Genomic DNA, 26,109 nt, shown 5'->3' on the forward strand with positions numbered 1-26,109 from the left:
CTTCAGAACAGGCCCATCTGCCCACCCACCAGGGTGCTGAAATCGTCCTGCACGAACGGCAGGATGGCGTCCGCCACCGGTTGCAACTGACGGGTCAGGTAGTGCTCGTAGTCGATGGCCGCGCGGCGGTTTTCCAGGGGCTCGGGGCCGGCCAGGGTGATGACGTAGCTGATCCAGCCGCCGTTCTGGTACTGCAATGGGCGGCCCTGCTCGCGGTTGTATTCGTCCGCCAGGCGCGCCGCGCGGACATGGGGCGGCACGTTGCGCTCGTAGTCGTCCAGGGGGCGGCGCAGGCGCTTGCGGTAGATCAACAGGTCATCCAGTTGCCCGGCCAGGGTGCGTTGCACGTAGTCGCGCACATAGTCCTGGTAGGGCTGGCGGTGGAAGATGCGCTGGTACAGCTCCTGCTGGAATTCCCGGGCCAGGGGCGACCAGTCGGTGCGCACCGTCTCCAGGCCCTTGTAGACCATCTCCTGGCTGCCATCGGCGCGCTGCACCAGGCCGGCGTAGCGCTTCTTGCTGCCCTCCTCGGCGCCACGGATGGTGGGCATCAGAAAGCGTTTGTAGTGGGTTTCGAACTGCAACTCCAGGGCGCTTTCCAGGCCGTATTGCTGCTGCAGGTGATCACGCCACCACTGGTTGACGTGGGCCACCAGGGCACGGCCGATCAGGGCTGCCTGTTCCTCGTCATGCAGGCCGCCGAGCCAGACGAAGGTGGAATCGGTGTCGCCGTAGATCACCTGATGCCCCTGGGCTTCGATCAACTGCCGGGTACGGGCCATGATCTCGTGGCCACGCAGGGTGATGGAGGACGCCAGGCGCGGGTCGAAGAAGCGACAACCGCTGGAACCCAGCACGCCGTAGAAGGCGTTCATGATGATCTTCAGGGCCTGGGACAGCGGCGCGTTGTGCTCGCGCTTGGCCACTTCCCGGCCCTCGGCGACCCGGGTCACGATCGATGGCAGGCAATGCCGGGTGCGGGAGAAACGCGCGCCGCGAAAGCCCGCTACCGAATGCTGCTCGTCCGGTTGGCGCAGGCCTTCCACCAGCCCCACCGGGTCGATCAGGAAACTGCGGATGATCGACGGATACAGGCTCTTGTAGTCCAGCACCAGCACCGACTCGTAGAGCCCGGGCCGCGAATCCATGACGAAACCGCCGGGGCTGGCCTGGGGCGGCAGCTCGCCCAGGTTGGGGGCGACAAAGCCCTGGCGATGCATCAGCGGCATGTACAGGTGGGTAAAGGCCGCCACCGAACCGCCGCTGCGGTCGGCGGGCAGGCCGGTGACCGTGGCCCGTTCCAGAAGAAAGGTCAGCAACTCGGTCTTGGCGAAGATCCGCGTCACCAGCTCGCAGTCCTTGAGGTTGTAGCGGGCCAGGGCCGGCTTGTCCTCGGCAAACATGCGGTTGATCTCGTCCATGCGCTGGTAGGGGTTGTCGATCGACTTGCCCTCCCCCAGCAGGGTCTGGGCGACGTTTTCCAGGCTGAAGGAAGGGAAGCTCCAGGTCGCCGAACGCAATGCCTCGATGCCATCGATGATCAGGCGGCCGGCGGCCGAGGCGAAATAGTGGGTACGGCTGCCGTGCTCGCGCCACTGCATTTCCTCGCCACCACGCCCCAGGCGCAGCGGCACCGCCAGGCGCCGGGCATGTTCGTGGAGTACGCGCAGGTCGAACTGCACCAGGTTCCAGCCGATGATCGCGTCGGGGTCATGCTCGGCCAGCCACTGGTTGAGCCTCTCCAGCAACTGCTCGCGGCTGGCGCAGAACTCCAGGTCGAAATCCACCGCACTGTCGTCGTCCCGGGCCTTGCCGAGCATGTACACCTGGCGCTGGCCGCAACCTTCCAGGGCAATGGAATACAACTCGCCGCGCTCGCTGGTCTCGATGTCCAGGGACACCAGCTTGAGGCTCGGCCGGTAGTTTGGCGCCGGCTTCATCTGCGCCTCCAGCAACAAGCCATCGGGGCCGGGCTGGCCGCCGAAGGACACCGGCGCGGTGATGAAGCGCTCCATCAGGTAGCGCTCGGGCGGCCGCACATCGGCTTCGAATACCTCCACCCCGGCGCGCCGCAAGGTCTTCTCCAGGCGCATCAGCTGATTGTGCTGCGGGCAGTACAGGCCCAACACCGGACGCTGGTGGAAGTCACGCAGCTGCAAGGGGCGCAGTTGCACATCCGGGTCGTCGGTCAGCAAGCGCTCGGCCTGGGCCCGCTGCGCCGCCGGGATAAAGGCCACGGAAGTCTGCAACGGCAGGCGGATCTGGCGCGGCCCCTGGTCGGTGGCCAGCCAGAAATCGACTTGCGTGCCCGCCGGCGTATCGCGCCAGTGCCGAGTCAGGACGAAGCCTTGTTGTACATCCACCGCTGCAACCTCAGAACATTTCAAGGCGCCGATTCTACCTGCCCAGCCCTGCGTTGGGGGGGCCGGATGATGGCTTTTCGGCTTTTGTCAGACAATATGTAGTGCCTGAAAATTTTCACTACAAAACCGTTGACGAGAGGATTTCGGCCTTGCATGATGCAGACGTCTCCCCGATCGGGGGACGAGGCAAAGGTGTTATGAGCAAGCTCGTCTGACCGCCGAGCTGTGACCCGGATGTGTACTGCCCACAAGGCAGATTGATGAAACTGACCTGGCATTGACCGTCCAGTACCAAGACGGGAAGCCGGCGAAAACTCTTCAAGATGCTTGTGGCCGATGGTGGGAATGTCGGCAGCTTCATCCAGGTTTACGCTGCTTCTCTTCGTTGTGACGCTATTGCGTAGCAGTTAATCAAGGCAACTACACGCATCAGGCTCTGGGCCTTATCTGTATCCGACAGACACCCTCTGTCGCCCTGTTTCCGGTATCAGGGTTCAACTTACCGACGTAGCAAGATGAATTAGCGAATCAACTTAGATAGATCGATAAATGGTCAAGGGGGCTACAAATGAATCTTAATAACCAACCCACTATTGATGAATTGGCACGTATGTTCGCCGCACAGAAAGACAGCCACGACAGCCACATCCTGTGGATCGCCAAGTCGGGCCAAGTGCATATCGACTGCCTGTCGCCCCATAGCCATGAAGCAGAGTTCGACCAGAACAACCGGGACCTCGCGGCCCGCCTGAAGATGTACCGCCGCGGCCAGGGCTACGTCGGCAAGAAAGCCGCCGCCGACAAGGACTTCATCGGCCGGGTCCTGGAGACCCTGAAAGCCGAATGGCAATCGCTGCGGGATAAATCGGAAGTTCGGGTTATTGATCGGTTCTGCTAAGTAACACGATCAATTCGTTAATCAACAACTAGTTGTTTAAACAATTGAATGGGCGCTCTTCATGAGCGCCCATTTTTATTGAAGCCAATTTCAAACCCATAGGAGCCGGCTTGCCAGCTCCTACAGCTCAGAACGCAAAACACGAACACCCAAACGCCCCCCAGAACCCCTGGAAGTCACTCACCGGTACATTGGACATGCGCGCTTTCTGGTGCCCGTGGGCATGCACCGCGCACGGGCCGCTGCACTGGTGCACCTGGTTCTGCAACGGTGCGCCGGGTTTCCAATGACCCGGCACCTTGGCCACCGGCGACCAGTCCGGGGTCACCGGCAGGCTCGGTGGGGCGAGTTGGTCGAAGTCACCGGCGGCATGCACCACCTTGCCATCCACTACGGTGAGCAGGGACTCGATCCACTTGATCGCCTCTTCCTCGACGCTGAAGTAGTCCGCCGACAGGGCCACCAGGTCCGCCAGTTGCCCGACCTTGATCTGGCCCTTCTTGCCCTGTTCCGAGGAGAACCAGGCGCTGCCGTGGGTGTAGAGCTCCAGCGCGGTATCGCGGCTCAGGCCCTGGGGGTACAGCTCCAGCCCGCCGACAGTCCGGCCACTGACCATCCAGTACAGCGAAGTCCAGGGGTTGTAGCTGGAGACTCGGGTGGCGTCGGTGCCGGCGCCCACCGGAATGCCTTCGGCGAGCATGCGCTGGATCGGCGGGGTCATTTCGGCGGCCTTGGCGCCGTAGCGCTCGACGAAGTACTCGCCCTGAAAGGCCATGCGGTCCTGGATCGCGATGCCGCCGCCCAGGGCCCTCACCCGTTCGATGTTCTTCGGGCTGATGGTTTCCGCATGATCGAAGAACCACGGCAGGCCGTTGAAGGGAATGTCGCGGTCGACCTTCTCGAACACATCGAGCATCCGCGAGATGGATTCATCGTAGGTGGCGTGCAGGCGGAACGGCCAGCGCTGCTCCACCAGGTGGCGCACCACCGGTTCCAGCTCCTGCTCCATGTTCTGCGGCAAATCGGGACGCGGTTCGAGGAAGTCCTCGAAATCCGCAGCGGAAAACACCAGCATCTCCCCTGCCCCGTTGTGCCGCAGGAAGTCGTCGCCCTGGCCGTAGGTGACGCTGGAGGTCCAGTGCTTGAAGTCCGCCAGTTCTTCCTTGGGCTTCTGGGTAAACAGGTTGTAGGCGATGCGCACGGTCAGTTGCTGCTGGGCCGCCAGCTGGTTGATCACCTGGTAGTCGTCGGGGTAGTTCTGGAAGCCGCCGCCGGCGTCGATGGCGCTGGTGACCCCCAGGCGGTTGAGCTCGCGCATGAACTGGCGGGTGGAGTTGACCTGGTACTCCAACGGCAGCTTGGGGCCCTTGGCCAGGGTCGCATACAGAATCATCGCGTTGGGCCGGGCGATCAGCATGCCCGTGGGGTTGCCGTTGCCATCGCGGAGGATCTCGCCCCCCGGCGGGTTCGGCGTGTTGCGGTCGTAGCCCACCACCCGCAGCGCGGCTCGGTTGAGCAAGGCGCGGTCATACAGGTGCAGGACGAACACCGGGGTATCCGGCGCCGCCTGGTTCAGTTCTTCCAGGGTCGGCATGCGTTTCTCGGCAAACTGGAATTCGTTCCAGCCGCCCACTACCCGTACCCATTGCGGCGCCGGGGTGCGCAGGGCCTGTTCCTTGAGCAGGCGCAGGGCGTCGGCCAGGGACGGCACGCCCTCCCAGCGCAGCTCCAGGTTGTAGTTCAGGCCGCCGCGGATCAGGTGCAGGTGCGAGTCATTGAGCCCGGGGATCACCGTGCGCCCCATTAGGTCGATGACCTGGGTGCCGGCGCCGCGCAGGGCCATGGCCTGGGCATCATTGCCCACGGCGATGAAGCGCCCGTCCTTGATCGCCACCGCGCTGGCCCGGGGTTTGGCCCGGTCCACGGTGTGCAGGCGGCCGTTGAACAGAATCAGGTCGGCAATTGCATCGGGTTTCATGGCATTGCTCCAAACGAAGGTCGGGAAGGAATCAGGCCGCACTGCGTGGCTGCAGCCAACGGCTGAACAGGCGCGTGACCCGGGGCATGAACACGTAGACCACCAGCAGCACGATGCTCAGGGTGATCAGCACCGTGGCCGGCACATAGCCGCCAAGCCAGGGCAGTTGGGCGAACAGCGGTTTCCACAGCTGCGGCACCAGGAAGCTCAGCGGCAGGATCACCAGGAAGGTCACGCAGGCCTGCTTCCAGCGCGGTGGTGGGGTTGGCGCAGCAGCGTCCTGAGGGGTGAACCAGAACTCGCGGTCGGCGTTGATTTCGGTCTGGTCGCCATCGGCCAGCAGGTGCTGGGCCTGTTGCACCAGCTCGCGGCGGTCGGCGGAATCCAGCCAGTGCTGCAACTGCTCGGTGCTGGCAAAACGCAGCACGCTGGTGAACAACCCGAGGCCGCCGCTGTGGCCACGCACCACGTCGATGCCCAGGTGCCCCGGATAGCTGCGGGCCTTGGCGATGATCTGCCGCAGCCAGGTTTCATAGGCCTGATCCTGGCCCTGCTTGATCCGGTGACGGACCAGCAGGGTCACGACACCGTCGGTGAGTTCGATGTTCATCAGAGGGCTCCAGGGTCTGCTAGGAGATGCATTCGCGCATCACAGTTAAGGCCCGTAGGGGCTGGCTTGCCAGCGAAGCGGTGGGTGCGATCGCATTCGCCGGCCAGCCGGCGCCTACAGCTGACGTTGCGGGGCCTTGTGCACCATGCTGTAGGCGTAGTCCACGCCCATGCCATAGGCACCACTGTGTTCCAGTACCAGGCCCATGACGGCGTCGTAGCTATCCTTGTGCGCCCAGTCGCGCTGGTACTCCAGCAGCACCTGCTGCCAGGTCACCGGTACCGCGCCGGCCTGGATCATCCGCTGCACGGCCATGTCGTGGGCCTCCTGGCTGGTGCCGCCAGAAGCGTCGGTGACGATGTACACCTCATAACCTTCGGCCATGGCCTCCAGGGCCGGGAAGGTCAGGCAGACCTCGGTCCACAGCGCCGCCATCACCAGTTTCTTGCGCCCGGTGGCCTTCACCGCCTCCACCAGCTTGCGGTCTTCCCAGGAGTTCATCGACGTGCGCTCGATGGGCTGCTGGCCGGGAAACACCGCCAGCAGTTCCGGCCAGATGTAGCCGCTGAAGCTTTCGGTCTCCACCGAGGTGAGGATGCTCGGCACGTTGAAGATCCTGGCCGCCTTGGCCAGGGCCACGGTGTTGTTCTTCAGGGTCTGGCGATCGATCGATTGCACGCCGAAGGCCATCTGCGGCTGGTGGTCGATGAGGATCAGGGCGGAGTTGGTCGGGTTGAGCAATTCACGAATGGACATGGCGCGTTCCTTTTGCAGTCAGAGAGTGAGGGTCGAACATGACCGGCTGATGGCGCTGCTTGCGCCCCGTGGCGTCCGGCTTGGTGGCTAATCTAGGGCCTGGCAGAAAAAGGAACAATTACCTAAAATCGAGAATCATTGATTCTAAAACAGGGACAATCATGGACCGTATCGAATGCATGCGCGCCTTCGTCGTCACCGTCGACGAAAACGGCTTTGCCGCAGCCGCCCGCGCCATGGACGTGCCCCGTTCCAAGGTCAGCAAACAGATCCAGGCGCTGGAAGAGGCCATCGGCGTGCAACTGCTGCAACGCACCACCCGCAGCCTGCGCCTGACCGAAGCCGGTGCCGAGTACTACGAAAGCGTTCGGGAAGTGCTGGCCGCGGTGGACGAGGCCGAACAGCGCGCGCGCGATGGCATCGCCGAGTTGCGCGGAGTGCTGCGAGTCAATGCACCGATGTCCTTCGGTCTGCGTCGGCTCGGGCCGCTGGTGCCGCTGTTCCACGAACAGCATCCGCTGATCGAGTTGCAACTGGTGCTCAGCGACCAGCAGGTGGACCCGCTGCGCGGCGGCTTCGATGTCACCCTGCGCATTGCCAGCCTGCCGGACTCGTCCATGGTGGCCCGCCAGCTGGCACCGGCACCGCGGATCATGGTGGCCTCTCCCACCTACCTGGCCCGGGCCGGCATCCCGCGCCAGCCCAAGGACCTGAGCAGCCACCAGTGCCTGAACTATGGCTACCTGCAAAGCGGCGTCAGCCTGCAATTGAGCAACGGCAGCGACGTGCAGCGAGTGCATGTCACCGGGCCGCTGCACGCCAACAACGGCGACCTGCTGGCCCAGGCCGCCGAGGCCGGCATGGGCATCGCCCTGCTGCCGGATTTCATCGTCGAGGACGCCCTGGCGGCCGGGCGCCTGGTGCCGGTGCTCTGCGAATGGCAGGCGCCGCCCATCAGCATCAACGTGGTCTACCCCTCTGCACGGCGGGTGCCGCAGAAAACCCGGGCCTTCATCGACTTTCTGGCGGGGCACCTGACCCAGAAAACCGCGGGCTGAACCTTGCAGCGGACGAACGTACGCCTTCACCCGCAGGCGGGCTCCTACACTCAACACAGGTTCCCGCTACTGGCGCAGCACATCATGAAAATCTCCCTCAGGCTGGCCGTTTCCAGCATCCTCGGTGCCCTCGCCTACCTGGGCCTGGCGATCTGGGGCATGGGCGGTTTCTCCGCCTTCTTCGGCCATCCACAGTTGACCCTGATCGCCATCGCCACCCTGCTGATGGTGGTCGCCGTGCTGTACAGCGAAGTCAACCTGAGCAGCGGCGAGCAGGAAGACCAGGGCAACCGCTGGGTGCTGCCGGTGTTCGGGGTGATCGGCCTGTTGAGCGGCTTCGTCCCGGCCTACAGCGACCGCATCGATTTCTGCACCTTCGGCGGCGAAGGCCTGCGCTGGCTCGGGGCTTTGCTGTTCATCCTCGGCGGCGGGCTGCGGCTGTGGCCGGTGTTCATCCTCGGCCGGCGCTTCAGCGGGCTGGTGGCGATCCAGCCCAACCACCACCTGGTGGTGGACGGCCTCTACCGCCACCTGCGCAACCCCAGCTACCTGGGCCTGCTGGTGAATGCCCTGGGTTGGGCCCTGGCGTTTCGCTCGGGGCTGGGGTTGTTGCTGGCAGCACTGACCCTGGTCCCGCTGATCGCGCGGATTCATGCCGAGGAGGCCTTGTTGCTCAAGCATTTCGGCGAGGAATACGAGGCCTATCGCGCCCGCAGCTGGCGCCTGCTGCCGGGCCTGTACTAAGGCTCTGTAAAAAAAATCAGACACGCCTGGCAGCCAGGACGCGCCGCTCTAGCACGTGGCTTTCATCATGAACGCAAGCCTCTCGCCAAGGGGCTTGCGCCCTTTACCCCCCTTACATTGGCCTGCGCTTTCTTGCAGTATTGATCCGCCCTGGAGGCTCGCCACAGCAGTTCGCATCCTCCAGCGCCCGGTGTAAACCAAGAATAATCACCCCGAACTCGACAGCGAGATCACCCGGCAGATGCATCCCCAGAGCCCGTTCCACGGATTGGCCTGCACCCGCTCCACGGCCCCGCGCCTTGGCGGTGGTACGCTTGTCGACGCTCGTATCGCACTGCCCTGCCACTCCCCGCTGCACCCTGCCCAACGCCCTTGTGAGGTGCATGAGGTGCGCGCTGGCGTCATCGGTTTTCTCTTCCTGGACAGGCCCTGCCCATGAAGCTTCTGGTCAACCTGCCCATGGCCCTGTGCCGTTCCCGCCTGCGCCATTCCTCACGCCCTCCGGATCACTCGCCGCTGGCCTGATCGCGCTTCTGCGTGGTCCCTTCCAGACCTGATTTCTGCCCTTGCAACCGGCCCGTGCGCGGCGTCGTTGCAGGACCTGAAAACCTGCGCGCCCCACGGGCGCCAAGCGAGTCCAAACATGAATTTTGCAGCCCTAGACGAAGCCCGGAGTTTCCTCGCCGCCAACCCCGATATCGACATGATCGAGCTGTTCATTCTCGACGCCAACGGCGTGCCCCGGGGCAAGCTGTTGCACCGCGAAGAACTGCTGGCGGTGTACGAAAGCGGCCGGCCCCTGCCCAGCACCATCCTTGGCCTGACCCTCAACGGCGACGACGTGGAGAACTCCGGCCTGGTCTGGGATGTGGGCGATATCGACTGCCGTGCCTACCCCCTGGCCGGCAGCCTGGTACGCCTGCCCTGGCGGCAGATCCCTACCGCCGCGGTGCAGGTCAGCATGCACCCGCAGGAGGGCCTGCCCGCCAGCATCGCCGACCCGCGCCACCTGCTGATCAAGGTGATCGACGGCCTCAAGGCCGAGGGTTACCACCCGGTGATGGCCTGCGAGCTGGAGTTCTACCTGCTGGACGCCAAGCGCGACGGCAATGGCCGGCCGCAACCCGCGCTGGACGCCGACGGCGGTCGCCCGCGCAGCACCCAGGTCTACGGCCTGCGCGAGCTGGAGCAGATCGAACCGTTCCTCGCCGACCTCTACGCCGCCTGCAAGCTGCAAGGCATTCCGGCGCGCACGGCGATCTCCGAATACGCCCCCGGGCAAGTGGAGATCACCCTGGAACACGGCGACGCCCTGGAAGCCATGGACCAGGCCGTGCGCTACAAGCGCCTGGTCAAAGCCGTGGCCCACAAGCACGGGATGCAGGCCACCTTCATGGCCAAGCCTTTCGATCACCTGGCCGGCACCGGCATGCACATGCACGTGAGCATCGCCGACGCCGCGGGCCGCAACCTGTTCGCCAGCCAAGACCCGGCCGGCACCCCGCTGTTGCGCCAGGCGGTGGGCGGCATGCTCGCGTCCCTGTTGGAGTCGCTGCTGCTGTTCTGCCCCAACGCCAACTCCTACCGGCGTTTCCAGAGCAACAGCTACGCGCCCCTGGCCCCCACCTGGGGCGTCGACAACCGCACCGTGAGCCTACGGGTGCCCGGCGGCCCGGCCAATAGCCGGCACATCGAGCACCGCATCTGCGGTGCCGACGCCAACCCCTACCTGGCAGCGGCGGCGATTCTCGCCGGCATCCATCGCGGCCTGCGGGAAAACCTCGACCCCGGCGAGCCGGTACAGGGCAATGGCTACGCCCAGGCCACCGAACTGCTGCCCACCGACTGGCTGACCTCGCTGGTGGCCCTGGAGCAATCGGCCTGGGCACGGGATGCCCTGGGCTCCGAATTCCTCGGTGTGTACCTGGCGGTCAAGCGTGCCGAGTACCGCCAGTTCATGGCCGAAGTCGGCGAGCAGGACTGGCGCTGGTACCTGACCCAGGCCTGAGGTCCGTCGCCGATCTGCCGCGCAGGGCTCAGGCGCATCCATTGCATGCCGGACCCGCCGGCCCATCGACCGATTTCAAAGCCCTGGCCGCTGCCTGCCCGCAGCGGCCCGGCTCACTTTTTTGCGAGGTTCTATCTATGACAGCCGCCTTCGATCCGCGGACCCCGGCAGCCGAGCGCTGCCCCAGCTACTACAGCGCCACCCTGAACCAGGAAACCCACTACCCGACCCTGCAAGGCACTCATCAAGTGGATGTGGTGATCATCGGCGGCGGCTTCACCGGCGTCGCCAGCGCGGTGGAACTGGCCGAGCGTGGCCTGAAAGTCGCCATCGTCGAAAGCCACAAGATCGGCTGGGGCGCCACCGGGCGCAATGGCGGCCAGGTCACCGGCAGCCTCTCCGGCGATGAAGCCATGCGCAAGCAGATGCGCCGCCACCTGGGCGAGGAAGTGGACGATTTCATCTGGCACCTGCGCTGGCGCGGGCACCAGATCATCCAGCAGCGAGTGGAAAAATACGCCATTGCCTGCGACCTCAAGCACGGCCACCTGCACGCGGCCTACAAGCCCAGCCACCTGCCGGGCCTGCGCGCCGACTACGAAGAAGCGGTGCGCCGCGGCATGGGCGACGAGGTCAGCCTGCTGGACCGGGCCCAGGTCCGCGGGCTGCTGGAAAGCGAGCTCTACCACGGCGCCATCAAGAACACCCGCAACCTGCACCTGCATCCGTTGAACCTGTGCATCGGCGAAGCCCGGGCTGCCGAAAGCCTGGGGGCGCTGATTTTCGAACACAGCGAAGTGCTGGAGATCATCCACGGCGAGCGCCCGGCGGTGGTCACTGCCCAGGGCCGCATCGATGCCCGGCAAGTGCTGCTGGCGGGCGATGTGTACCACAAGCTGGAACCGAAGAAACTCAAGGGCAAGATCTTCCCCGCCATGGGCGGCATCGTCACCACCGAGCCCCTGGGCGACCTGGCCAAGCGCCTCAACCCCGAGGACCTGGCGGTCTACGACTGCCGCTTCGTGCTCGACTACTACCGCATGACCGCCGACGGCCGCCTGCTGTTCGGCGGTGGCGCCAACTACAGCGGCAAGGACTCGCGGGACATCGCCGGCGAACTGCGCCCGTGCATCGAACGCACCTTCCCGGCGCTCAAGGGCGTAGGCATCGATTTCCAGTGGAGCTGCGCCATGGGCATCGTGATCAACCGCATCCCGCAGCTGGGCAAGCTCTCGGACAACGTCTGGTACTGCCAGGGCTACTCCGGGCATGGCGTGGCCACCACCCACATCATGGGCGAGATCATGGCCCAGGCCCTGACCGGCCACCTCGGCCACTACGACACCTTCGCCGCCTGCCAGCACATCCGCGTGCCCTTCGGCGACCAGTTGGGCAACCCGATGCTGGCGGCGGGCATGTGGTACTACCAGATGCTGGAGAAATTGCGCTGAGGGCACGACGCGAGTCGGGCGGCAGCCGAGGCTCCAGCAAAGCTTGATGAGCCGGCCCTTTGTTCAGTAGGCTGCCCGCCCCTCGAAGGCATGGACCGCCCCGAACCCGCGGGCGGTCCCTGTGCTTCGTCTTGTAAAGACCCGCCCAAGCCTGAGGCTTGGGCCCAGCGAGACCGCCGTTATCCGAGTCCTCGACCAGGAAAGAATCGACCGCATCAATCAAGACCTCACCCGCGCCTGGAAGGCTGATGTTGAAACCACCTGCGTCCTCTCGGGCATCCTGCTGCTCCCCTGCCTCATCCTCATCTGCCTGCTGGATGGCCCGCTGTTCGCCAAGGTCATCCTGTGCACCTTCCTCTGCCTGATGGTCGGTGGCTGGTGCACCGCCAAGTGGCTCAACGCCCAGGCGCAACCCAGGACCGACATCACGGGCGTGAAAGTGGAGCAACTGGAAGGCTACTTCGACCGCCGCTGGGTTCGGAACGGCGGCAAGCCCTATATCGAATACAGCTTTGGCAAGCATTGGTTGCACATCCAGACCTCGGCCTGCAGCTTCTTCAGTGGCGACACCCAGTTGAAGCTCAACCGCCGCTATCACGTCGACGCTCTGTACCTCACAGGCCATTCCAGCGCCTACACCGGTTATTACCTTCTGGAAGAAACCTTCAAGGAAATCTTCGATGACAGCGACCTCAGCGCTACGGAGAAAATCCAGATCGCCGAGCGTGAGAAGCGGATCAACCAGGACCTAGAGGAACAACACAAACGCCTCTACCGCCTCTATCGCAACCCCCAGGGCGAACTGGAAGCCGTGGCCATCGGCTTCAATTTTGCCGCCTGCTTTCTCACCGTACTCTGGTCGTACTGCGTCAGCCTGTACTGGGTGACCGGCCTCACCCTGGCTGCCCTGGGCCTGATCCTGCTGATCCCTGATACAGGCGCCGGCCACCACGGGTTCGCCCTGGGCTGGCTGCTCAGCGCCGGGGTATTCGGCGCGTGCGGCAACCTGTGGCGAGAAAGGCAGGTGCTGTCCAAGGGTTTTGTCCAGGTCGATGCCCTGCTGTCCTGCAACCTCGACCAGGCCAAGGTGCAGTACAAAAGAAAGGTCGAAGAGGCAGCGCCGGGGTTCGGTCAATAGCGCCGCCGGGCAGGTCATTCCGGGTAACGCGCTACACAAAGCCCTAAGGTTCTCGTACCATCGCGCCGCTCACGAGCGGCGCCAGGGAAGGCCATGTACAGACACTCATGCCTCCCTGCCTGCGCCTTGTCCAAAGTCACTTTCAGGGTTCCCCATGTTCCGCGTAATCAAGGCTTCGTCCTTGCTGCTGGCCACCAGCATAGTTTCTGGCTGCATCAGCCAACCCGCCGCCATCGTCAGCGCCCCTCTGCAACCCGCAGCCAACGAACCCACGACCTATCTGGTGGGCGCTATTGGCCCGCAGTACCTGGGCGGCGGCGGTGCCGCCACCAACCTGCGCCTGCTGATTCGCAAGCGCGGCTCAATCAATGGCGCCGCGGCACTCTGGGAGGGCGACCCACGACCAACGCCTGAGGACATCCATGAACCCCGCGCCGCCGGCAGTGTATTTGTCATGCCGCTCAAACCGGGCGATTACGAGTTCTACAACTTCCAGTTCTGGTCCATGGTCTACACCCCGGGGCTCGGCTCACGCCTGCAATCCCAGGAAGCGCGCGAAGAGTTCGTACTGCCGCTGCGCCTGGAGGCGGGCAAGGCGTATTACATCGGCGAGTTTCGCTCAGTCTGCAGCCAAGTGACCCAGTGCTTCTTTGCCTGGAGCAATCAAATGCCCCGTGACGCCGTGATTGCCCAGCGCCAGGTGCCGGGGCTGCCGGACCTGCAATGGATGCCGCTGGATCTGGACAAGGCCAAGCCCTTCATCCTTCCCGTCGACAAGCAAACCAGCCCAGCCAACGCCACTGCGGAGAATCATCCATGAAATCCTGCTTGACCCTTTGCGCCCTTCTGCTGCTCGCGGGCTGCACGGCAACCGACACCTTGCCGGACCGTCCGCTGACGGATGGCCAAGCCTATTTGATGCCCCTGCATGTGATGGTCGATGACCCATTGCGCGCCGCTGAGTTACGTAACGCCTTGCGTGCCACCGGGGTGTTCGAAGATGTCCAGACCGGCGCCGGACAAGCTGGCGACTACAGCGCCCGCATTCAATTCAAGTCCGAGCGGGACATGCCGCCAATGCCGTTGATCTTCCTCAGTGCCGCCACTCTGTTCCTAATGCCGCTCTCCAATGGCATCGACACCCACACCGACATCAGCCTGCTGCACGAGGGCAAGCTCCTCAAGCGCTACAGCTATCGCAACCTGACGCATAAATACACCTGGCTGCTGGATCAGGGCGGTGAAATGCAAGAGCAGAATATCCAGCGCATCGCCCGTGCCTTTGCTGGCGATCTGCGTCAGGATCAACTGTTGCCAACCGCGAGTCAGGCCCAATGAACACCATAAGTTGGACCACCCTGCTGTGCAGCGCACTGATCATCACCGGTTGTGGCACCCGAATGGCGCCGCTGGACTACCGCAGTCAACATCCCTATGTACCGCTGACCCTGGACCTGGGCCCGGTGAAAAGTCGCTTCGACGAACAGGAGCAACGGGAAACCATCGCTGCCCTGCGTCAAACCGGAGCCTTCTCCTTTCTCGATGGTGGCTACAGTCGCAGCGGCTACAGCCTCCTGATCAGCGAGCCTGGAGGCAAAAGTGCGGGACTGCTTGGCGCGTTGAATGCCATCACCCTGCTGACCTTCCCCATGCCCTACTCCTACCAGAGCAACTTGCGCGGCAGCCTGCTCAAGGACGGCCAACTGCTCAAGACCTACAACTACCGTCGTGAAGGCTATAGTGTGGCGGCCTGGTATGTACCGCCGGTGCAGATCGAAAGCCGCAGAGAGATGCTCGATGAACTGCTGCGCGATTTGGAAAAGGACCGTTTGATTCCTCAGGAGAACCCACGCTGATGACTGCCAGCCTGTACCAGGGCGGCTGCCTGTGCGGGCAGATTCGCTTCGAGGCCCAGGGGCCTGCCGCCAATCCCCATACCTGCTCGTGCAAACTGTGCCAGCGCCACAGTGGCGCGCTGACGCTGGCGTGGGTCGAATTCCCCCGAGAACGGGTGACCTGGACCGGCCCTGGCGGCGCACCGGCGACCTTCAGGTCGTCGGACTATTCGAGCCGGGCCTTTTGCCGGGCTTGCGGCAGCTCCCTGGGGGCCATCGATGATCAGCCGACCATTGCCTTGCTCCTGGGCTGCTTCGATGACAACCGCGACCCGGCGCTGATGCCGCACAGCCATTCGTTCAGCGACCGCTGGCCCGAGGGCTGGCAGCCCGCACCGACAACGCAGGATAAAGGCGGACAGCATGAGTGAAGCACCGTCGCGCTGCACCTCCCCCCTCGCCTCGAACGTCTGGACCTGGTACGGCCAGGACGAATACCGAAGGATCATCCTGTTGGGAGAACTGGGCGTGGCCCTGGAATTTCTCGCCCTGGACGCCAAGCGACAACGGGTGGAGGTCGGTTGCTGTGCCGAGTGCAATCTGTGGTCTGGCTATCTGGACTATCTCGCTGGTTTTGTGAAGCAGTTTCCGCTGCATCTGGCGCCGCACTTGCTGCCGCGCTTGCAAGCACTGTTAAGCGGCTGTGAAGCACTGTGCCGGGAAGCTTACGGCCTGACCCTGGAAGACAACGGCTTCGAACACCCGCAATGGCGACCGCTGCGAGAAGGCGCCCGCGAGACGCTGGAGATATTGGGTTGGTCGCAGGTACGGGAGCATATGCCGGAGCTGACCGAAGAATGCCGTGAGGCGTTGCGCAGATGGCCGGATTGAACGCTCAAAGGGTGGCGGTGCTGCTCCGGGCCCCTTCGCCAGCAAGCTGGCTCCTACGGTATTGAGTGCAGCGCTGCCTGTAGGAGCCGGCTTGCCGGCGAAGGCGATTCGGCGGACAACACAAGTCCGTTGCTACAGGCCAGCTATCGCCGGGGTCCGTGGCAAGGCGCGTTTGTGGGCAGTGCGCAGGTAGGCACGCTCGATCAACTGGCGCACCGCGTCGGTAACGGGCTCGCCCATCAGGTAAGCGTCAATTTCTGCGTAGCTGCAACCGTAAGCCGTTTCGTCCAGCTTGCCCGGCGCCAGTTCCTCCAGGTCCGCGGTGGGCGCCTTGTACACCAGATGCCTTGGCGCGCCGAGGGCCTCGGCCAGCAGCCGCACCTGGGTCTTGGTCAGCCCCGACAGCGGGGCCAGGTCGCAGGCGCCGTCGCCGTACTTGGTGAAGAAACCCATCAGAGCCTCGGCGCCGTGGTCGGTACCCACCACCAGGCCGTTGCTGAAGTTGGCCACCGCGTACTGGGCCAGCATCCGCGCCCGGGCCTTGACGTTGCCCTTGACGAAGTCCGTGAGGGCCGGCGAAGGCTGCAGGCCGTCGATCCGCACCCGGTCCATCAGGCCCTCGACGCTGTCGGCAATGTTGCAAGTGCTCACCGCGTCCGGGCCAATGAAGTCCAGGCAAGCCTGGGCATCACTTTCATCCGCCTGTTGCCGATAAGGCAGGCGCATGGCGATGAAACGGGCCTCCTGCCCCGCGGCGCGCATCTGCTCCACCGCCAACTGGCACAGGCGGCCGGCGGTCAGGGAATCCACCCCGCCACTGATACCCAGTACCAGGGTGCTGCAGCCGGAGTCGCGCAGTACCTGCTGGATAAAGGCCACACGCCGGGCGATCTCGGCGGCCTCGCCACCGCGAACCAGTTGCCGGTCGATGCCCAGTTCCCGGGCGATGCGTGCTTGGGTTGAATTGCTCATGTCAGGCCTCCAGGGGCGAGTGGGCAAGATCGACGTTGAACACCTGGGCCGCGTACCGGAGGAACGACGGGTCTTCGCAGACGTTCTTGATCGGGTCGTCGGAGAACTTCACCACCGGTTCGCCATGCACCCGCACCAGCTTCATCACGATGCTCAGCGGCTCCACGCCCTCCACATCGCAGGCCAGGCTGGTGCCCATGCCGAAACCGAAGCGGGCCTGGCCACGCACGTGGCGCAGGATCGGCAGGCATTTCTCGAAGTTCAGGCCATCGGAAAACATCAGGTCCTTGGTCCGAGGGTCGATGCCCAGTTCCCGGTAGCGGGCCAGGACCTTGTCGGCCCAGAGGATCGGATTTCCGGAATCCTGGCGCAGGCCGTCGTAGAGCTTGGCGAAGTACAGGTCGAAGTCCTTGAGGAAGAAATCGGTGCTGATGCAGTCGGTCAGGGCAATGCCCAGGCGCCCGCGGTACTCGTGCACCCAGTTCTCCAGGGCCGCGTTCTGGCTCTCGCGCAGCCGCCCCAGTTGCTGGTGCACCATCAGCCATTGATGGGCCATGGTGCCGATCAGCGGCAGGTCGAACTCATAGGCCAGGTGCGCATTGCTGGTGCCGACGAAGACCCCGGGGAAATCGCTGCGCATGATCTTCACCACTTCGCGCTGGGCCTTGAACGACAGGCGCCGGCGGGTAGAGAAATCCGAAACGCGGAACTCGGCAAGCTCGTCGCGGCTGGCGTTTTTCTCCAGCCATTCGAACTTCTGGTAAAGCCGGCGGGTGACGTCTTCAAGCTCTACCTCCGGGTACTTGTCGCGGTTGCGCAGCTCGCTGACCATGGCCAGCACCGGCTGTTCGAACATGATGCAGTGCAGCATCGGGCCACGGACGCGGATGCTCAGTTGGCCGTCGACCGCCGCCACGTGGATGTAGCGCAGGTTGAAGCGGAACAGGCCGAGAAACTGTTCGAAGTCTGGGGTCAGGTATTCACGAAAGCGCTTGCTGAACAAAAAGCGCTGTTCGCCTTCGCGCATCTGCAGGCCGGCAAGCTTTTCCAGTTCCTGGCGGATCTCGGGGATCAGGTGCACCAAGGACTCTCTGGAACGAACGATGAACTGGTATTCCACGTCCACATTGGGGTGCTGGTGCAACACCGCCTGCATCATGGTGAAGGTGTAGTAGTCGGTGTCCAGCAGGCTCTGGATCACGCCGTTGTTGCGGTCAAATGCACTTTCCATGGTGACTCCTCAAACCTTGGCCAATCTGGCGGTTTCTTCGCGGGTCGCGGCAACCGTGATGCCCGCTTGTTGCATGTCGGCGATGGCTTGGGTAGCGCCCTCGGCGCTGATGGCCCGGCACGCCGGCAGGTGAATGAGCACCTTGAAACCGGCAGCGGCCAGTTGCAGGGCAGTGGTCTTGACGCAGAAATCCAACGCCAGGCCGCCGACTATGACTTGCTGTACGCCCTGGCCCTTGAGGTACTCGATGACCCCGGTGGACAGCTTGCCGTGCAGGTCGTGGTAGCAGGCGCCGTAGGGGTGCAGGTCCGGCTCCACGCCCTTCCACACGAAGTAGTCGTAGTCATAGGGCGCAGGCAGTTCGTCCAAAAGGGTGAAGCCTTCAGTGCCCGGAACGCAGTGGCTGACCCAGGTCAGATCGGCATGTTCAAGGCCCGTGGGCTGGAGCATCTGGGCGTGCCCGGCCACCACCCAGGGCGCCTGGGGGCTGTGGGCGTCCTTGCTGCCGATACGCAGGCTGGCCAGGGTCGCCATGAAATTCAGCTCGCCGCCGATGCGGTCGCCTTCAGCCACGGGCAACTCGTCCGGGCACAGCGGGGTGAAGCTCTTTTGCGCATCGACATCGAAGGAAGCGGTCTTCATCGTTTGGCTGTTCATGCTGGGTCTCTCCTCTGCATGGAGCACAAAGTACATGTCATGTACTTTCATATCAAGACCCTGCAGGTTTTATTTTTCTCGAACCAAATTCAATAAACATGCACACATAAGGTGCAGAAGATTATTTCCCACTGACAAAAGCGATGCTAAGGTACACGTCATGTACCAACCGAGGAAAAGCAGATGTTTGAACTGGCCCTCTATGGCGGCGCCTTCAACCCGCCCCACGCCGGGCACGCCCAGGTGATGCTCGAAGCCGCCCGCCATGCCCGCCGGGTACTGGTAGTGCCCAGCTTCCGCCACCCGGACGGCAAGCGCATGGCCGACTTCGAGCAGCGCGCCAGCTGGTTGCAGGCAATCACCGCGCACCTGCAGCCAGAGTGCGACGCCGAGCTGGCGGTCAGCCGCCTGGAACGGCAACTGGCCCTGGCCGACCCGGGTCCGGTCTACAGCTTCACCCTGTTGCAACGCCTGGCCGACGACCTGGCCCTGGACGGCAAACGCATCGCCCTGGTGGTGGGCGAAGACGTGGCGCGCCAGTTGCCCAGGTTCCATCGCGGCGAGGAACTGCTGCGGCGCTTTTCCATCCTCTGCATCGAAGAGCAGCCCGGGGTGCGCAGCAGCGTGTTGCGCCAATGCCTGGCCCGTGGCGAAACGCCGCCCAGGCAATGGCTGGCCCCGGGAATGAATCCGCTAAACTACGGCCTCTACGCCGTCCACGGAAGTTGATATGCACGACCGCACCACTCTCCCCAGCGCCTACCTGCACACCATCGACCTGTGCCTGCTGCGCTACAACCGCGAACACGGCGAATTGGAGATTCTCCTCCATCAACGCGACGCCGAGCCCTTTGCCGGGCACTGGGCGCTACCGGGTATCGTGGTCAACGGCGACGTCGAAGACCGCAGCCTGAATGACGCGGTGGAACGCCTGCGCCGTTCGAGCAAGGTGGACATGCCCCTTGCCTGGCTGGAACAAGTGGGCACCGTGGGCGACGCCTTTCGCGACCCGCGCTGCTGGTCGTCCTCGACCTTCTACCTGGGGATCCTCAGCGAGCCGATGGAGCCCGCCGCGCAACAGGGCTTCTTCGCCCTCGGCGAGGTGGCCAGCGGTGCCTTCAAGCTGCCCTTCGACCACAACGCCCTGGTTGCCCAGGTGCACGAGCGGCTGTTTTCCAAATCCCTGTACAGCAGCCTGCCGCTGATGTTTCTCGGCAACGAGTTCAGCGCCCCCGAGGCGGTGAGCATCTTCTCCCTGGTGCTGCAACGCCCGGTACTCAAGACCAGCATCCGCCAGCGCCTGCTGAAGATGAGCGAGGCCGGCTACCTGCGCGACACCGGGCGCAAGAAGAGCGGCGACGGCGGCCGGCCCCAGGCCACCGTGGAGCAGCTCAAGCCCGCCGAGCTGTATTTGTTCGATCGTTGTTTCCTGGAGTGATAGCCCCCATGAGTTCCACCCCCGACACCCAGTGCCTGCTGGAAACCCCGTACTTCAAGGTGGTCCGTGAAAACGGCTACTTCATCATCAAGGAAGCCCAGGCGGTGAACGGCGTCGTGGCCGTGCCGACCCTGGCCGATGGCCGACTGATGCTGGTCAACCTGCGGCGCCGGGCCATCGGTGGCCAGTCCATCGAGTTTCCCCGGGGCGCCATCGATGCCGGTGAAAGCGCCTGCGACGCGGCGGCCCGGGAACTGCTGGAGGAAACCGGCTGGCAAGCCTCAGAGGTACGCCAGCTGGGGCTGCTGCACAGCAACACCTCGCTGATCGCCAGCGCCGTGGCGGTGTGCCAGGTGCAGATCGCCGAGCAGCAGGCCGCCGCCACCGATGGTGAAGTGGACGATGTGCTGTGGGCCAGCCGCCAGGAGTTGCTGGCAATGATCGCCGCCGGCCAGATCACCGATGGTCACACGCTGTCGGCGGCGATGATGCTGCTGGCCAGCGAGTCGGCCTGACGCCCCCACTTCTCCAGGGCAAAGTCGACAAAGCTGCGCAGCTTGGGCAGGCGATAGCGGTCCTGGGCATAGAGCAGGTGCATCGTCCGAAAGGGCAACTGATAGTCCTGCAGCACCGGTACCAGCCGGCCCTGCTGCAGGTCTTCCTCCACCAGCGCATCGGGCATCATCACCAGCCCCAGGCCACCCCGCGCCGCACGATGCAGGCCGGACGAGGTGTTGGCCAGCAACGATCCCGACACCGGAATCTGCACATCGCCTTCAGGCCCGCGCAACGGCCACAGGGTGGCGGTGGCGCTCCACTCATCACCGGCCGGATAGGCGAATGCCAGACAGTTGTGCCGCTGCAGGTCCTCGGGGACCTGGGGCGTGCCGCAGCGTTCCAGATACTCCGGCGCAGCGCAGATCGTCAGGGTGTAGTCCTGCAGGCGCCGGGCAATCAGCGCGGCGTTGTCCAGGTTGCCCAGGCGCACCGCCACATCGAAGGTGCCATCGGTCAGGTCGAAGCGCTGGTTGGCCAGGGTCAGCTCGACCTTGACCTGGGGGCAGCGCTGGCGGAACTCGTCCAGCGCTGGCGCCAGGCGTTCGGTGCCGAAGGTCAGGGGGGCGGTGATGCGCAAGGTGCCGGTGGGTTCGCCCTGGGCCTGCTCCGCCAGGCGCTCGGAATCCGCCACCAGCCCCAGCACCGCCAGGCAGCGCTGGTAGTAGTCACGGCCAAAATCGGTAAGCCGCTGGCGCCGTGTCGTGCGGTTGAGCAGACGCACCCCGAGGCGCTGCTCCAGGGCCCGCAGGTGATTGCCCACCATGGTGGTGGACATGCCGCACTCCCGGGCCGCGGCGGTCATGTTCCCCGCCTCCACCACCTTGACGTACACCGACATTGCCTGGAACAGATCCATTATCAATCCTGACTTCAAGATGATTAAAGAAATAGCGAGTTTATCTAGCCTGGGTGGCTAACGATACTGATAGCACACCCCCAAGATGGAGCCGCCCGCCATGACCGCCGCCTGCCTGATGAGCACCTACCAACCCCTCGCGCTGAGCTTCTGCAAAGGCCTGGGCAGCCGTCTCTGGGACCAGGCCGGGCGAGAATACCTGGACGCCATCGCCGGGGTCGCGGTGACCGGCATCGGCCACAGCCACCCACGGCTGGTCGGCGCCATCAGCGAACAGGCCGGCCTGCTGCTGCACAGCTCCAACCTCTACGACATCCACTGGCAGCAGCAACTGGCCGCCAAGCTGACCCGGTTGAGCGGCATGGACCGGGCGTTCTTCAACAATTCCGGGGCCGAGGCCAACGAGACCGCCCTCAAGCTGGCACGCCTGCACGCCTGGCACAAAGGCATCGAGCAGCCCCTGGTGGTGGTCATGGAAAACGCCTTTCATGGCCGGACCCTGGCCACCCTGGCCGCCAGCGACGGCCCGGCAGTGCGCCTGGGCTACGGCCAGTTGCCAGACGGTTTTCTCAAGGTGCGCTTCGGCGATCTGGCCGCCCTGGAATCGGCCGTCGCCGAGCATGCTCCACGCATCTGTGCCGTATTGATGGAGCCGATCCAGGGGGAAAGCGGCATCCAGCTGGCCCCACCCGGCTACCTCAAGGCCGTGCGCGAGCTGTGCACCCGGCGCAACTGGCTGCTGATGCTCGACGAGATCCAGAGCGGCATCGGCCGCACCGGGCGCTGGTTTGCCTGCCAGCACGAAGACGTGGTGCCGGATGTGATGACCCTGGCCAAGGGCCTGGGCAACGGCATTCCCATCGGCGCCTGCCTGGCCCGGGGCAAGGCTGCCCAGGTGTTTACCCCGGGCAGCCACGGCAGCACTTTCGGCGGCAACCCCCTGGCCTGCCGCGCGGCCTGCACCGTACTGGACGTCATCGAGGATCAGCAGTTGCTGGCCAACGCCGAACAGCGCGGTGCCCAACTGCTGCGGCGGCTGCGCGAGGAACTGGCGGCGCATCCGGCGGTGCGGGAGATTCGCGGACTGGGGCTGATGGTGGGTATCGAACTGCGGCAGCCGGCCCGAGAGCTGGTGCAGGTCGCCGCCCGTGACCACGGGCTGCTGATCAATGTCACCCGGGGCACCACCATCCGCCTGCTGCCACCCTTGGTGATCGATGGGCAGGAAGTGGAGATGATCGTCGATGGGCTGCGTCAGACCCTGGAGGCGCTCTAGCCTGGGCGAGGCGGGGCAATGCAGTCGGCAGGCACCGGGGCGGTCAGCGCCTGCCCCGGCCTCCGCCCATGGGCTTCAGTCGTCCAGCGCCTTGGGCGCTGCGGCGGGCTTGGCCGCCTTGCCGGCCTTGGCATTGGCCGGCTTGGCCTCCGGCTCGGGGGCCGGAGCCGGCGCTGCGGCCTGTTTCTCCGCCGCCGGCAACTGGTCGACGGCACTGAAGACTTCCTTGAGCTCGATGGCCCCGGAGTGCTCCAGCTTCTTCTCGCCGTCCTTGCCCACCAGGATCACCTTGGTCTGCGCCCCGGCGCCCAGCTTGAGGCTGCGGATCAGGGCCATGGTGGATTGCGGGTCGATGTCCTTGCCATCGCGCTGGCCGATGGTGTTGATCACCGTGTACAGGACCATGTTGCGTTCGTTGAAGGCTTGACGGGTGGCCGGCTCTTCCAGGGACTTCTTCAGGCTCACCAGGGTCGGGTCCACGGTGCTGGGGGCAATCACGATCAGTGGCCGTGACTTGCCCAGGTCCTGGGTCAATGGGCCGTCGTTGTCGGCCGCCAGGACAGGGCCGGCAACAGCGAGCAGAGTAGCGAAGGTCAATGACCGAATGAACATGCGTCTCTCCTTATGTTTTCCACGCACTAATGATTGCGCATTGCGGGAAAAGGTCCAGGCCGGGACTCAAAATCTGACATTTTTTTGCCCACGGCGCCGCGCTGGTCATCGGCTTGCCACAGGCCGCGCACGACCGGGGCTGGCGCCCTTCGAGCGGTCGGCACAACCAGGTTCGCGGTAAGGTTTTGTTGCACATGCGGCAGGAGCGCAGCCGACAACTACGCTCCTGCCGCACTCGTTCCAACAGCCTTGCGCCCACTCTTTAATATTCGAATCAATACAACAGCGGCCCTGGGTTGTTTATAAGAACCGCTGCACGACACATTCAACCCACACAATTCCAGCGCTCTTAACAACCATTGAAACGAACCACTCGCAGAACCTACGGCAACAATCAACAAGAAGATTCCGAAAGTTTGAAACTTATGCCTCAAGTGTCATTTTTCAAACGTCAGAAAACAGGCGCGAATCCCCTACCCCGATAGAAAAATCGGTCTATATCAAGGCTTACAGAGGCCTCTCAGTTTATTGCCACAGCCCACATCACGGGCCGCCGCGGCCTTTTAACTGCTGCCCTGCAACAACTCTAAGTTACATGCCCAGGCCTGCTTGAATTGCAGCAGACAATGATCTGGAGCAAATAACCGAAGCCATCACTACTTGTTCTTTTATTGCCGAGGGAACTATAGTGCGGCGCGGCACGGACAGCCCGATACAGCACAACTATAAAGCGGCAACTCGCCCTATTACCGAACACTATCCCTTACGGGTTTTTTCGAATGAGCGTCCGATACCGATGATCCCCCTCCTCATCTGCGATGACTCGAGCATGGCCCGCAAGCAGGTGCTGCGGACCTTGCCCAGCGAGTGGCGGGTGTCCGTGACCCAGGCCTGCAACGGGCGCGAAGGCCTGGAAGCCCTGCGCCGCGGGCTGGGCAAGGTGGCGCTGCTGGACCTGACCATGCCCGTGATGGACGGCTACCAGGTCTTGAGTGCGGTGCAGGAAGAAGGCATCGAGGCGCAGATCATTGTCATCTCTGGCGACATTCAAGAAGAAGCCGTGCGCCGCACCCGCGAGCTGGGCGCCCGGGCCTTCCTCAAGAAGCCCTTCGACCCCCAGCAACTGCGCGCCCTGCTCAACGAACTGCAACTGCTGGACAGCACGGACGCCAAGCCACTGGCAGCCCCTTCGCCAGCACCGGTGGTGACCTTTCGCGACGCCTTCCGGGAAACCGTCAACGTTTCCATGGGCTACGCCGCGGCACTGATCGCCAAGGTCCTGGATGTCTTCGTGCACCTGCCGATTCCCCACGTCAATGTGCTGGAAGCCGGCGAGTTGCAGATGCTGCTGGCCGATGCCAACCGCGCCCGGCAATTGACCGCCATCTGCCAGAGCTACATCGGCAGCGGCATCGCCGGCGAAGCCTTGTTGATGTTCTACGACTCCGAAGTGGCCGACATCGCCCAGTTGATAGAGCAAGGCACCGACCCCTACCAGGAAATGGAAGTGCTGATCGACCTCTCCAGCGTGCTGATCGGCGCCTGCCTGAGCAGCATCGCCGACCAGCTGGACGTGTTCTTTTCCGTGGGCCATCCCCAGGTACTGGGGGAACACACCACCATCGACGAGCTGATCGTGCTCAACCAGCAGCGCTGGAAAAAGACCCAGGCGGTGGAGATCAGCTACAGCCTGGAAGAACAGAACATCCACTTCGACCTGTTGCTGTTGTTCACCGAAGGCTCCATGGCCTTGCTGGAACAGAAGCTCGCCTACCTGATGAGTTGAGCCATGCCCAAGAGAATGGATTTCAGTGAATTGCACTGGTTGCTGGCGGTGGTCCAGAGCATCGACGTGGGTATCGTCGTGCTCGACCTGGAGTGCCGGGTCCAGGTGTGGAACAGCTTCATGGAGAACCGCTCCGGGGTGCCCTCCAAGCAGGCCATCGACCAGTCGTTCTTCGAGCTGTTCCCCGAGGTCGAGCGACCCTGGTTCACCCGCAAGGTGGGGCGCGTGGTGGCCCTCGGCACGCCGGCCTTCACCATCTGGAAGCAGCGGCCGTACCTGGTGCATTTCAACAACTACCAGCCGATCACCGGCCAGGGCGAGTTCATGTACCAGAACACCACCCTGCTGCCGCTGCGTTCCTCCAACAGCGAGATCCACCACGTCTGCCTGGTGATCTACGACCTGACCGACGTGGCAATCAACAGCCTGGCCTTGCAGAAGGCCAACCAGCAGTTGCAGCACCTGTCGCGCACCGACCACCTGACCCAGCTCTACAACCGCGGCCACTGGGAGCAGCGCCTGCAGTTCGAATACAGCCGCCACGGCAGCAGCATCGCCCTGCTGATGCTGGACATCGATCACTTCAAGTCGATCAACGACCGCCATGGGCACCAGGCCGGCGATGCAGTGATCAAGCGCGTCTCCGAGCTGATCCACCAGCATGTGCGCGACAGCGATGTGGCCGGGCGCTATGGCGGCGAGGAGTTCGCCATTCTCCTGCCCCACACCGACCTTGCCGGGGCCCGCACCCTGGCCGAGCGCTTGCGCCAGTCGGTGGAAGAGCAGGAGGTGATCCACAACGGCCAGGCCATCGCCTTCACCATCAGCCTGGGCATCGCCTGCCTCGACCGTCCGGCCCGGGATCATCGCTGCCTGATCGAGTGGGCCGACCAGGCGCTGTACGCCTCCAAGCGCGCCGGGCGCAACCGGGTCAGTACTTACGCGCCTTGAACGGCAGCCCTGGAAAAACCTGAAAAAAACTCGCTCCCGAGG

The 26,109-nt window shown here is 64.0% G+C and carries 26 protein-coding genes; 17 read left to right on the plus strand and 9 right to left on the minus strand.

What is annotated here, in order from left to right; all coding sequences use genetic code 11:
• Positions 1-2: 2 nt before the first annotated feature.
• The gene (locus AC1RL5_RS14930) at positions 3-2,363 is read right to left on the minus strand and encodes a DNA polymerase II (protein ID WP_072452316.1); all 2,361 of its coding nucleotides are present in this window, start codon (positions 2,361-2,363) and stop codon (positions 3-5) included.
• Between the two features lie 568 nt (positions 2,364-2,931).
• On the opposite strand from AC1RL5_RS14930, the gene AC1RL5_RS14935 reads away from it, so the two are divergent.
• The gene (locus AC1RL5_RS14935; RefSeq protein ID WP_011060776.1) at positions 2,932-3,261 is read left to right on the plus strand and encodes a hypothetical protein; all 330 of its coding nucleotides are present in this window, start codon (positions 2,932-2,934) and stop codon (positions 3,259-3,261) included.
• A 127-nt stretch (positions 3,262-3,388) separates the two neighbouring features.
• On the opposite strand, the gene AC1RL5_RS14940 is transcribed toward AC1RL5_RS14935, so the two are convergent.
• The 3 genes from AC1RL5_RS14940 to AC1RL5_RS14950 form a co-directional block, all read right to left on the minus strand.
• A complete protein-coding gene (locus AC1RL5_RS14940; protein WP_103408016.1) occupies positions 3,389-5,239 on the minus strand; it encodes an amidohydrolase in 1,851 nt (616 codons plus the stop codon).
• A gap of 31 nt (positions 5,240-5,270) precedes the next feature.
• Positions 5,271-5,849 (minus strand): antibiotic biosynthesis monooxygenase, encoded by a 579-nt coding sequence (locus AC1RL5_RS14945; RefSeq protein WP_093408856.1) that lies wholly within the window; start codon positions 5,847-5,849, stop codon positions 5,271-5,273.
• A 114-nt stretch (positions 5,850-5,963) separates the two neighbouring features.
• On the minus strand, positions 5,964-6,605 hold the full coding sequence (locus AC1RL5_RS14950; RefSeq protein ID WP_011060773.1) for a hydrolase: 642 nt from the start codon (positions 6,603-6,605) through the stop codon (positions 5,964-5,966).
• A 161-nt stretch (positions 6,606-6,766) separates the two neighbouring features.
• Between AC1RL5_RS14950 and AC1RL5_RS14955 the strand changes: the two genes are divergently transcribed.
• The 10 genes from AC1RL5_RS14955 (at position 6,767) to AC1RL5_RS15000 (ending at position 15,730) form a co-directional block, all read left to right on the plus strand.
• Complete coding sequence (locus tag AC1RL5_RS14955) at positions 6,767-7,663, plus strand: LysR family transcriptional regulator (protein WP_015635222.1); 897 nt, start codon at positions 6,767-6,769, stop codon at positions 7,661-7,663.
• A gap of 84 nt (positions 7,664-7,747) precedes the next feature.
• Positions 7,748-8,407, plus strand: coding sequence for a methyltransferase family protein (locus tag AC1RL5_RS14960; protein WP_093408861.1), 660 nt, complete (start codon positions 7,748-7,750; stop codon positions 8,405-8,407).
• Positions 8,408-9,050: 643 nt separating this feature from the next.
• Positions 9,051-10,415, plus strand: coding sequence for a glutamine synthetase family protein (locus tag AC1RL5_RS14965; protein WP_053150859.1), 1,365 nt, complete (start codon positions 9,051-9,053; stop codon positions 10,413-10,415).
• Between the two features lie 137 nt (positions 10,416-10,552).
• Entirely contained in the window at positions 10,553-11,866 is a 1,314-nt protein-coding gene (locus AC1RL5_RS14970) for an NAD(P)/FAD-dependent oxidoreductase (protein WP_011060769.1), read from the plus strand.
• Positions 11,867-11,987: 121 nt separating this feature from the next.
• The gene (locus AC1RL5_RS14975; RefSeq protein ID WP_103408014.1) at positions 11,988-13,004 is read left to right on the plus strand and encodes a hypothetical protein; all 1,017 of its coding nucleotides are present in this window, start codon (positions 11,988-11,990) and stop codon (positions 13,002-13,004) included.
• Positions 13,005-13,158: 154 nt separating this feature from the next.
• Positions 13,159-13,824: a hypothetical protein gene (locus AC1RL5_RS14980; protein ID WP_019094411.1), complete on the plus strand. Its 666-nt coding sequence runs from the start codon at positions 13,159-13,161 to the stop codon at positions 13,822-13,824.
• Positions 13,821-14,342: a hypothetical protein gene (locus AC1RL5_RS14985; RefSeq protein ID WP_072452323.1), complete on the plus strand. Its 522-nt coding sequence runs from the start codon at positions 13,821-13,823 to the stop codon at positions 14,340-14,342. The genes AC1RL5_RS14980 and AC1RL5_RS14985 overlap by 4 nt, the downstream gene beginning before the upstream one ends.
• Entirely contained in the window at positions 14,339-14,860 is a 522-nt protein-coding gene (locus AC1RL5_RS14990; protein WP_019094413.1) for a hypothetical protein, read from the plus strand. Before AC1RL5_RS14985 ends, AC1RL5_RS14990 begins: the two co-directional genes overlap by 4 nt.
• On the plus strand, positions 14,860-15,270 hold the full coding sequence (locus AC1RL5_RS14995; RefSeq protein ID WP_077933902.1) for a GFA family protein: 411 nt from the start codon (positions 14,860-14,862) through the stop codon (positions 15,268-15,270). Before AC1RL5_RS14990 ends, AC1RL5_RS14995 begins: the two co-directional genes overlap by 1 nt.
• Positions 15,263-15,730: a hypothetical protein gene (locus AC1RL5_RS15000; protein WP_093408876.1), complete on the plus strand. Its 468-nt coding sequence runs from the start codon at positions 15,263-15,265 to the stop codon at positions 15,728-15,730. The genes AC1RL5_RS14995 and AC1RL5_RS15000 overlap by 8 nt, the downstream gene beginning before the upstream one ends.
• Before the next feature lie 132 nt (positions 15,731-15,862).
• Here AC1RL5_RS15000 and nadE read toward each other — a convergent pair whose 3' ends face one another.
• From nadE to AC1RL5_RS15015, 3 genes are read right to left on the minus strand one after another with little or no spacing between them, the layout of a single operon-like run.
• Positions 15,863-16,702, minus strand: a complete 840-nt coding sequence (gene nadE, locus AC1RL5_RS15005; RefSeq protein ID WP_072452326.1) for an NAD(+) synthase — start codon at positions 16,700-16,702, stop codon at positions 15,863-15,865.
• A 1-nt stretch (position 16,703) separates the two neighbouring features.
• Positions 16,704-17,933, minus strand: a complete 1,230-nt coding sequence (pncB, locus tag AC1RL5_RS15010; RefSeq protein WP_093408885.1) for a nicotinate phosphoribosyltransferase — start codon at positions 17,931-17,933, stop codon at positions 16,704-16,706.
• Positions 17,934-17,942: 9 nt separating this feature from the next.
• Positions 17,943-18,590: a nicotinamidase gene (locus AC1RL5_RS15015; RefSeq protein WP_011060763.1), complete on the minus strand. Its 648-nt coding sequence runs from the start codon at positions 18,588-18,590 to the stop codon at positions 17,943-17,945.
• Positions 18,591-18,773: 183 nt separating this feature from the next.
• Here AC1RL5_RS15015 and AC1RL5_RS15020 point away from each other — a divergent pair, with 183 nt between their 5' ends.
• From AC1RL5_RS15020 to AC1RL5_RS15030, 3 genes are read left to right on the plus strand one after another with little or no spacing between them, the layout of a single operon-like run.
• Complete coding sequence (locus AC1RL5_RS15020; protein WP_072452328.1) at positions 18,774-19,319, plus strand: adenylyltransferase/cytidyltransferase family protein; 546 nt, start codon at positions 18,774-18,776, stop codon at positions 19,317-19,319.
• A gap of 1 nt (position 19,320) precedes the next feature.
• Positions 19,321-20,028, plus strand: a complete 708-nt coding sequence (locus tag AC1RL5_RS15025; RefSeq protein WP_072452329.1) for an NUDIX hydrolase — start codon at positions 19,321-19,323, stop codon at positions 20,026-20,028.
• An 8-nt stretch (positions 20,029-20,036) separates the two neighbouring features.
• Entirely contained in the window at positions 20,037-20,543 is a 507-nt protein-coding gene (locus AC1RL5_RS15030; protein ID WP_072452330.1) for an NUDIX hydrolase, read from the plus strand.
• Here the strand turns inward: AC1RL5_RS15030 and AC1RL5_RS15035 are convergent.
• Entirely contained in the window at positions 20,495-21,442 is a 948-nt protein-coding gene (locus AC1RL5_RS15035; RefSeq protein ID WP_093408897.1) for a LysR family transcriptional regulator, read from the minus strand. The genes AC1RL5_RS15030 and AC1RL5_RS15035 overlap by 49 nt on opposite strands.
• A gap of 100 nt (positions 21,443-21,542) precedes the next feature.
• Here AC1RL5_RS15035 and AC1RL5_RS15040 point away from each other — a divergent pair, with 100 nt between their 5' ends.
• On the plus strand, positions 21,543-22,718 hold the full coding sequence (locus AC1RL5_RS15040) for an aspartate aminotransferase family protein (RefSeq protein ID WP_072452331.1): 1,176 nt from the start codon (positions 21,543-21,545) through the stop codon (positions 22,716-22,718).
• A gap of 75 nt (positions 22,719-22,793) precedes the next feature.
• Here the strand turns inward: AC1RL5_RS15040 and AC1RL5_RS15045 are convergent, their stop codons facing one another.
• Positions 22,794-23,330 carry a DUF4174 domain-containing protein gene (locus tag AC1RL5_RS15045; protein WP_011060757.1) on the minus strand — a complete coding sequence of 179 codons (537 nt, stop codon included), beginning with the start codon at positions 23,328-23,330 and terminating at the stop codon, positions 22,794-22,796.
• Positions 23,331-24,126: 796 nt separating this feature from the next.
• On the opposite strand from AC1RL5_RS15045, the gene AC1RL5_RS15050 reads away from it, so the two are divergent.
• Both AC1RL5_RS15050 and AC1RL5_RS15055 read left to right on the plus strand, forming a co-directional pair.
• On the plus strand, positions 24,127-25,116 hold the full coding sequence (locus AC1RL5_RS15050; RefSeq protein WP_011060756.1) for a response regulator: 990 nt from the start codon (positions 24,127-24,129) through the stop codon (positions 25,114-25,116).
• Between the two features lie 3 nt (positions 25,117-25,119).
• Positions 25,120-26,067, plus strand: coding sequence for a sensor domain-containing diguanylate cyclase (locus AC1RL5_RS15055; protein WP_011060755.1), 948 nt, complete (start codon positions 25,120-25,122; stop codon positions 26,065-26,067).
• Positions 26,068-26,109: the final 42 nt, after the last annotated feature.

This window comes from Pseudomonas sp. GW822-FHT06D10 (genome assembly GCF_058799535.1).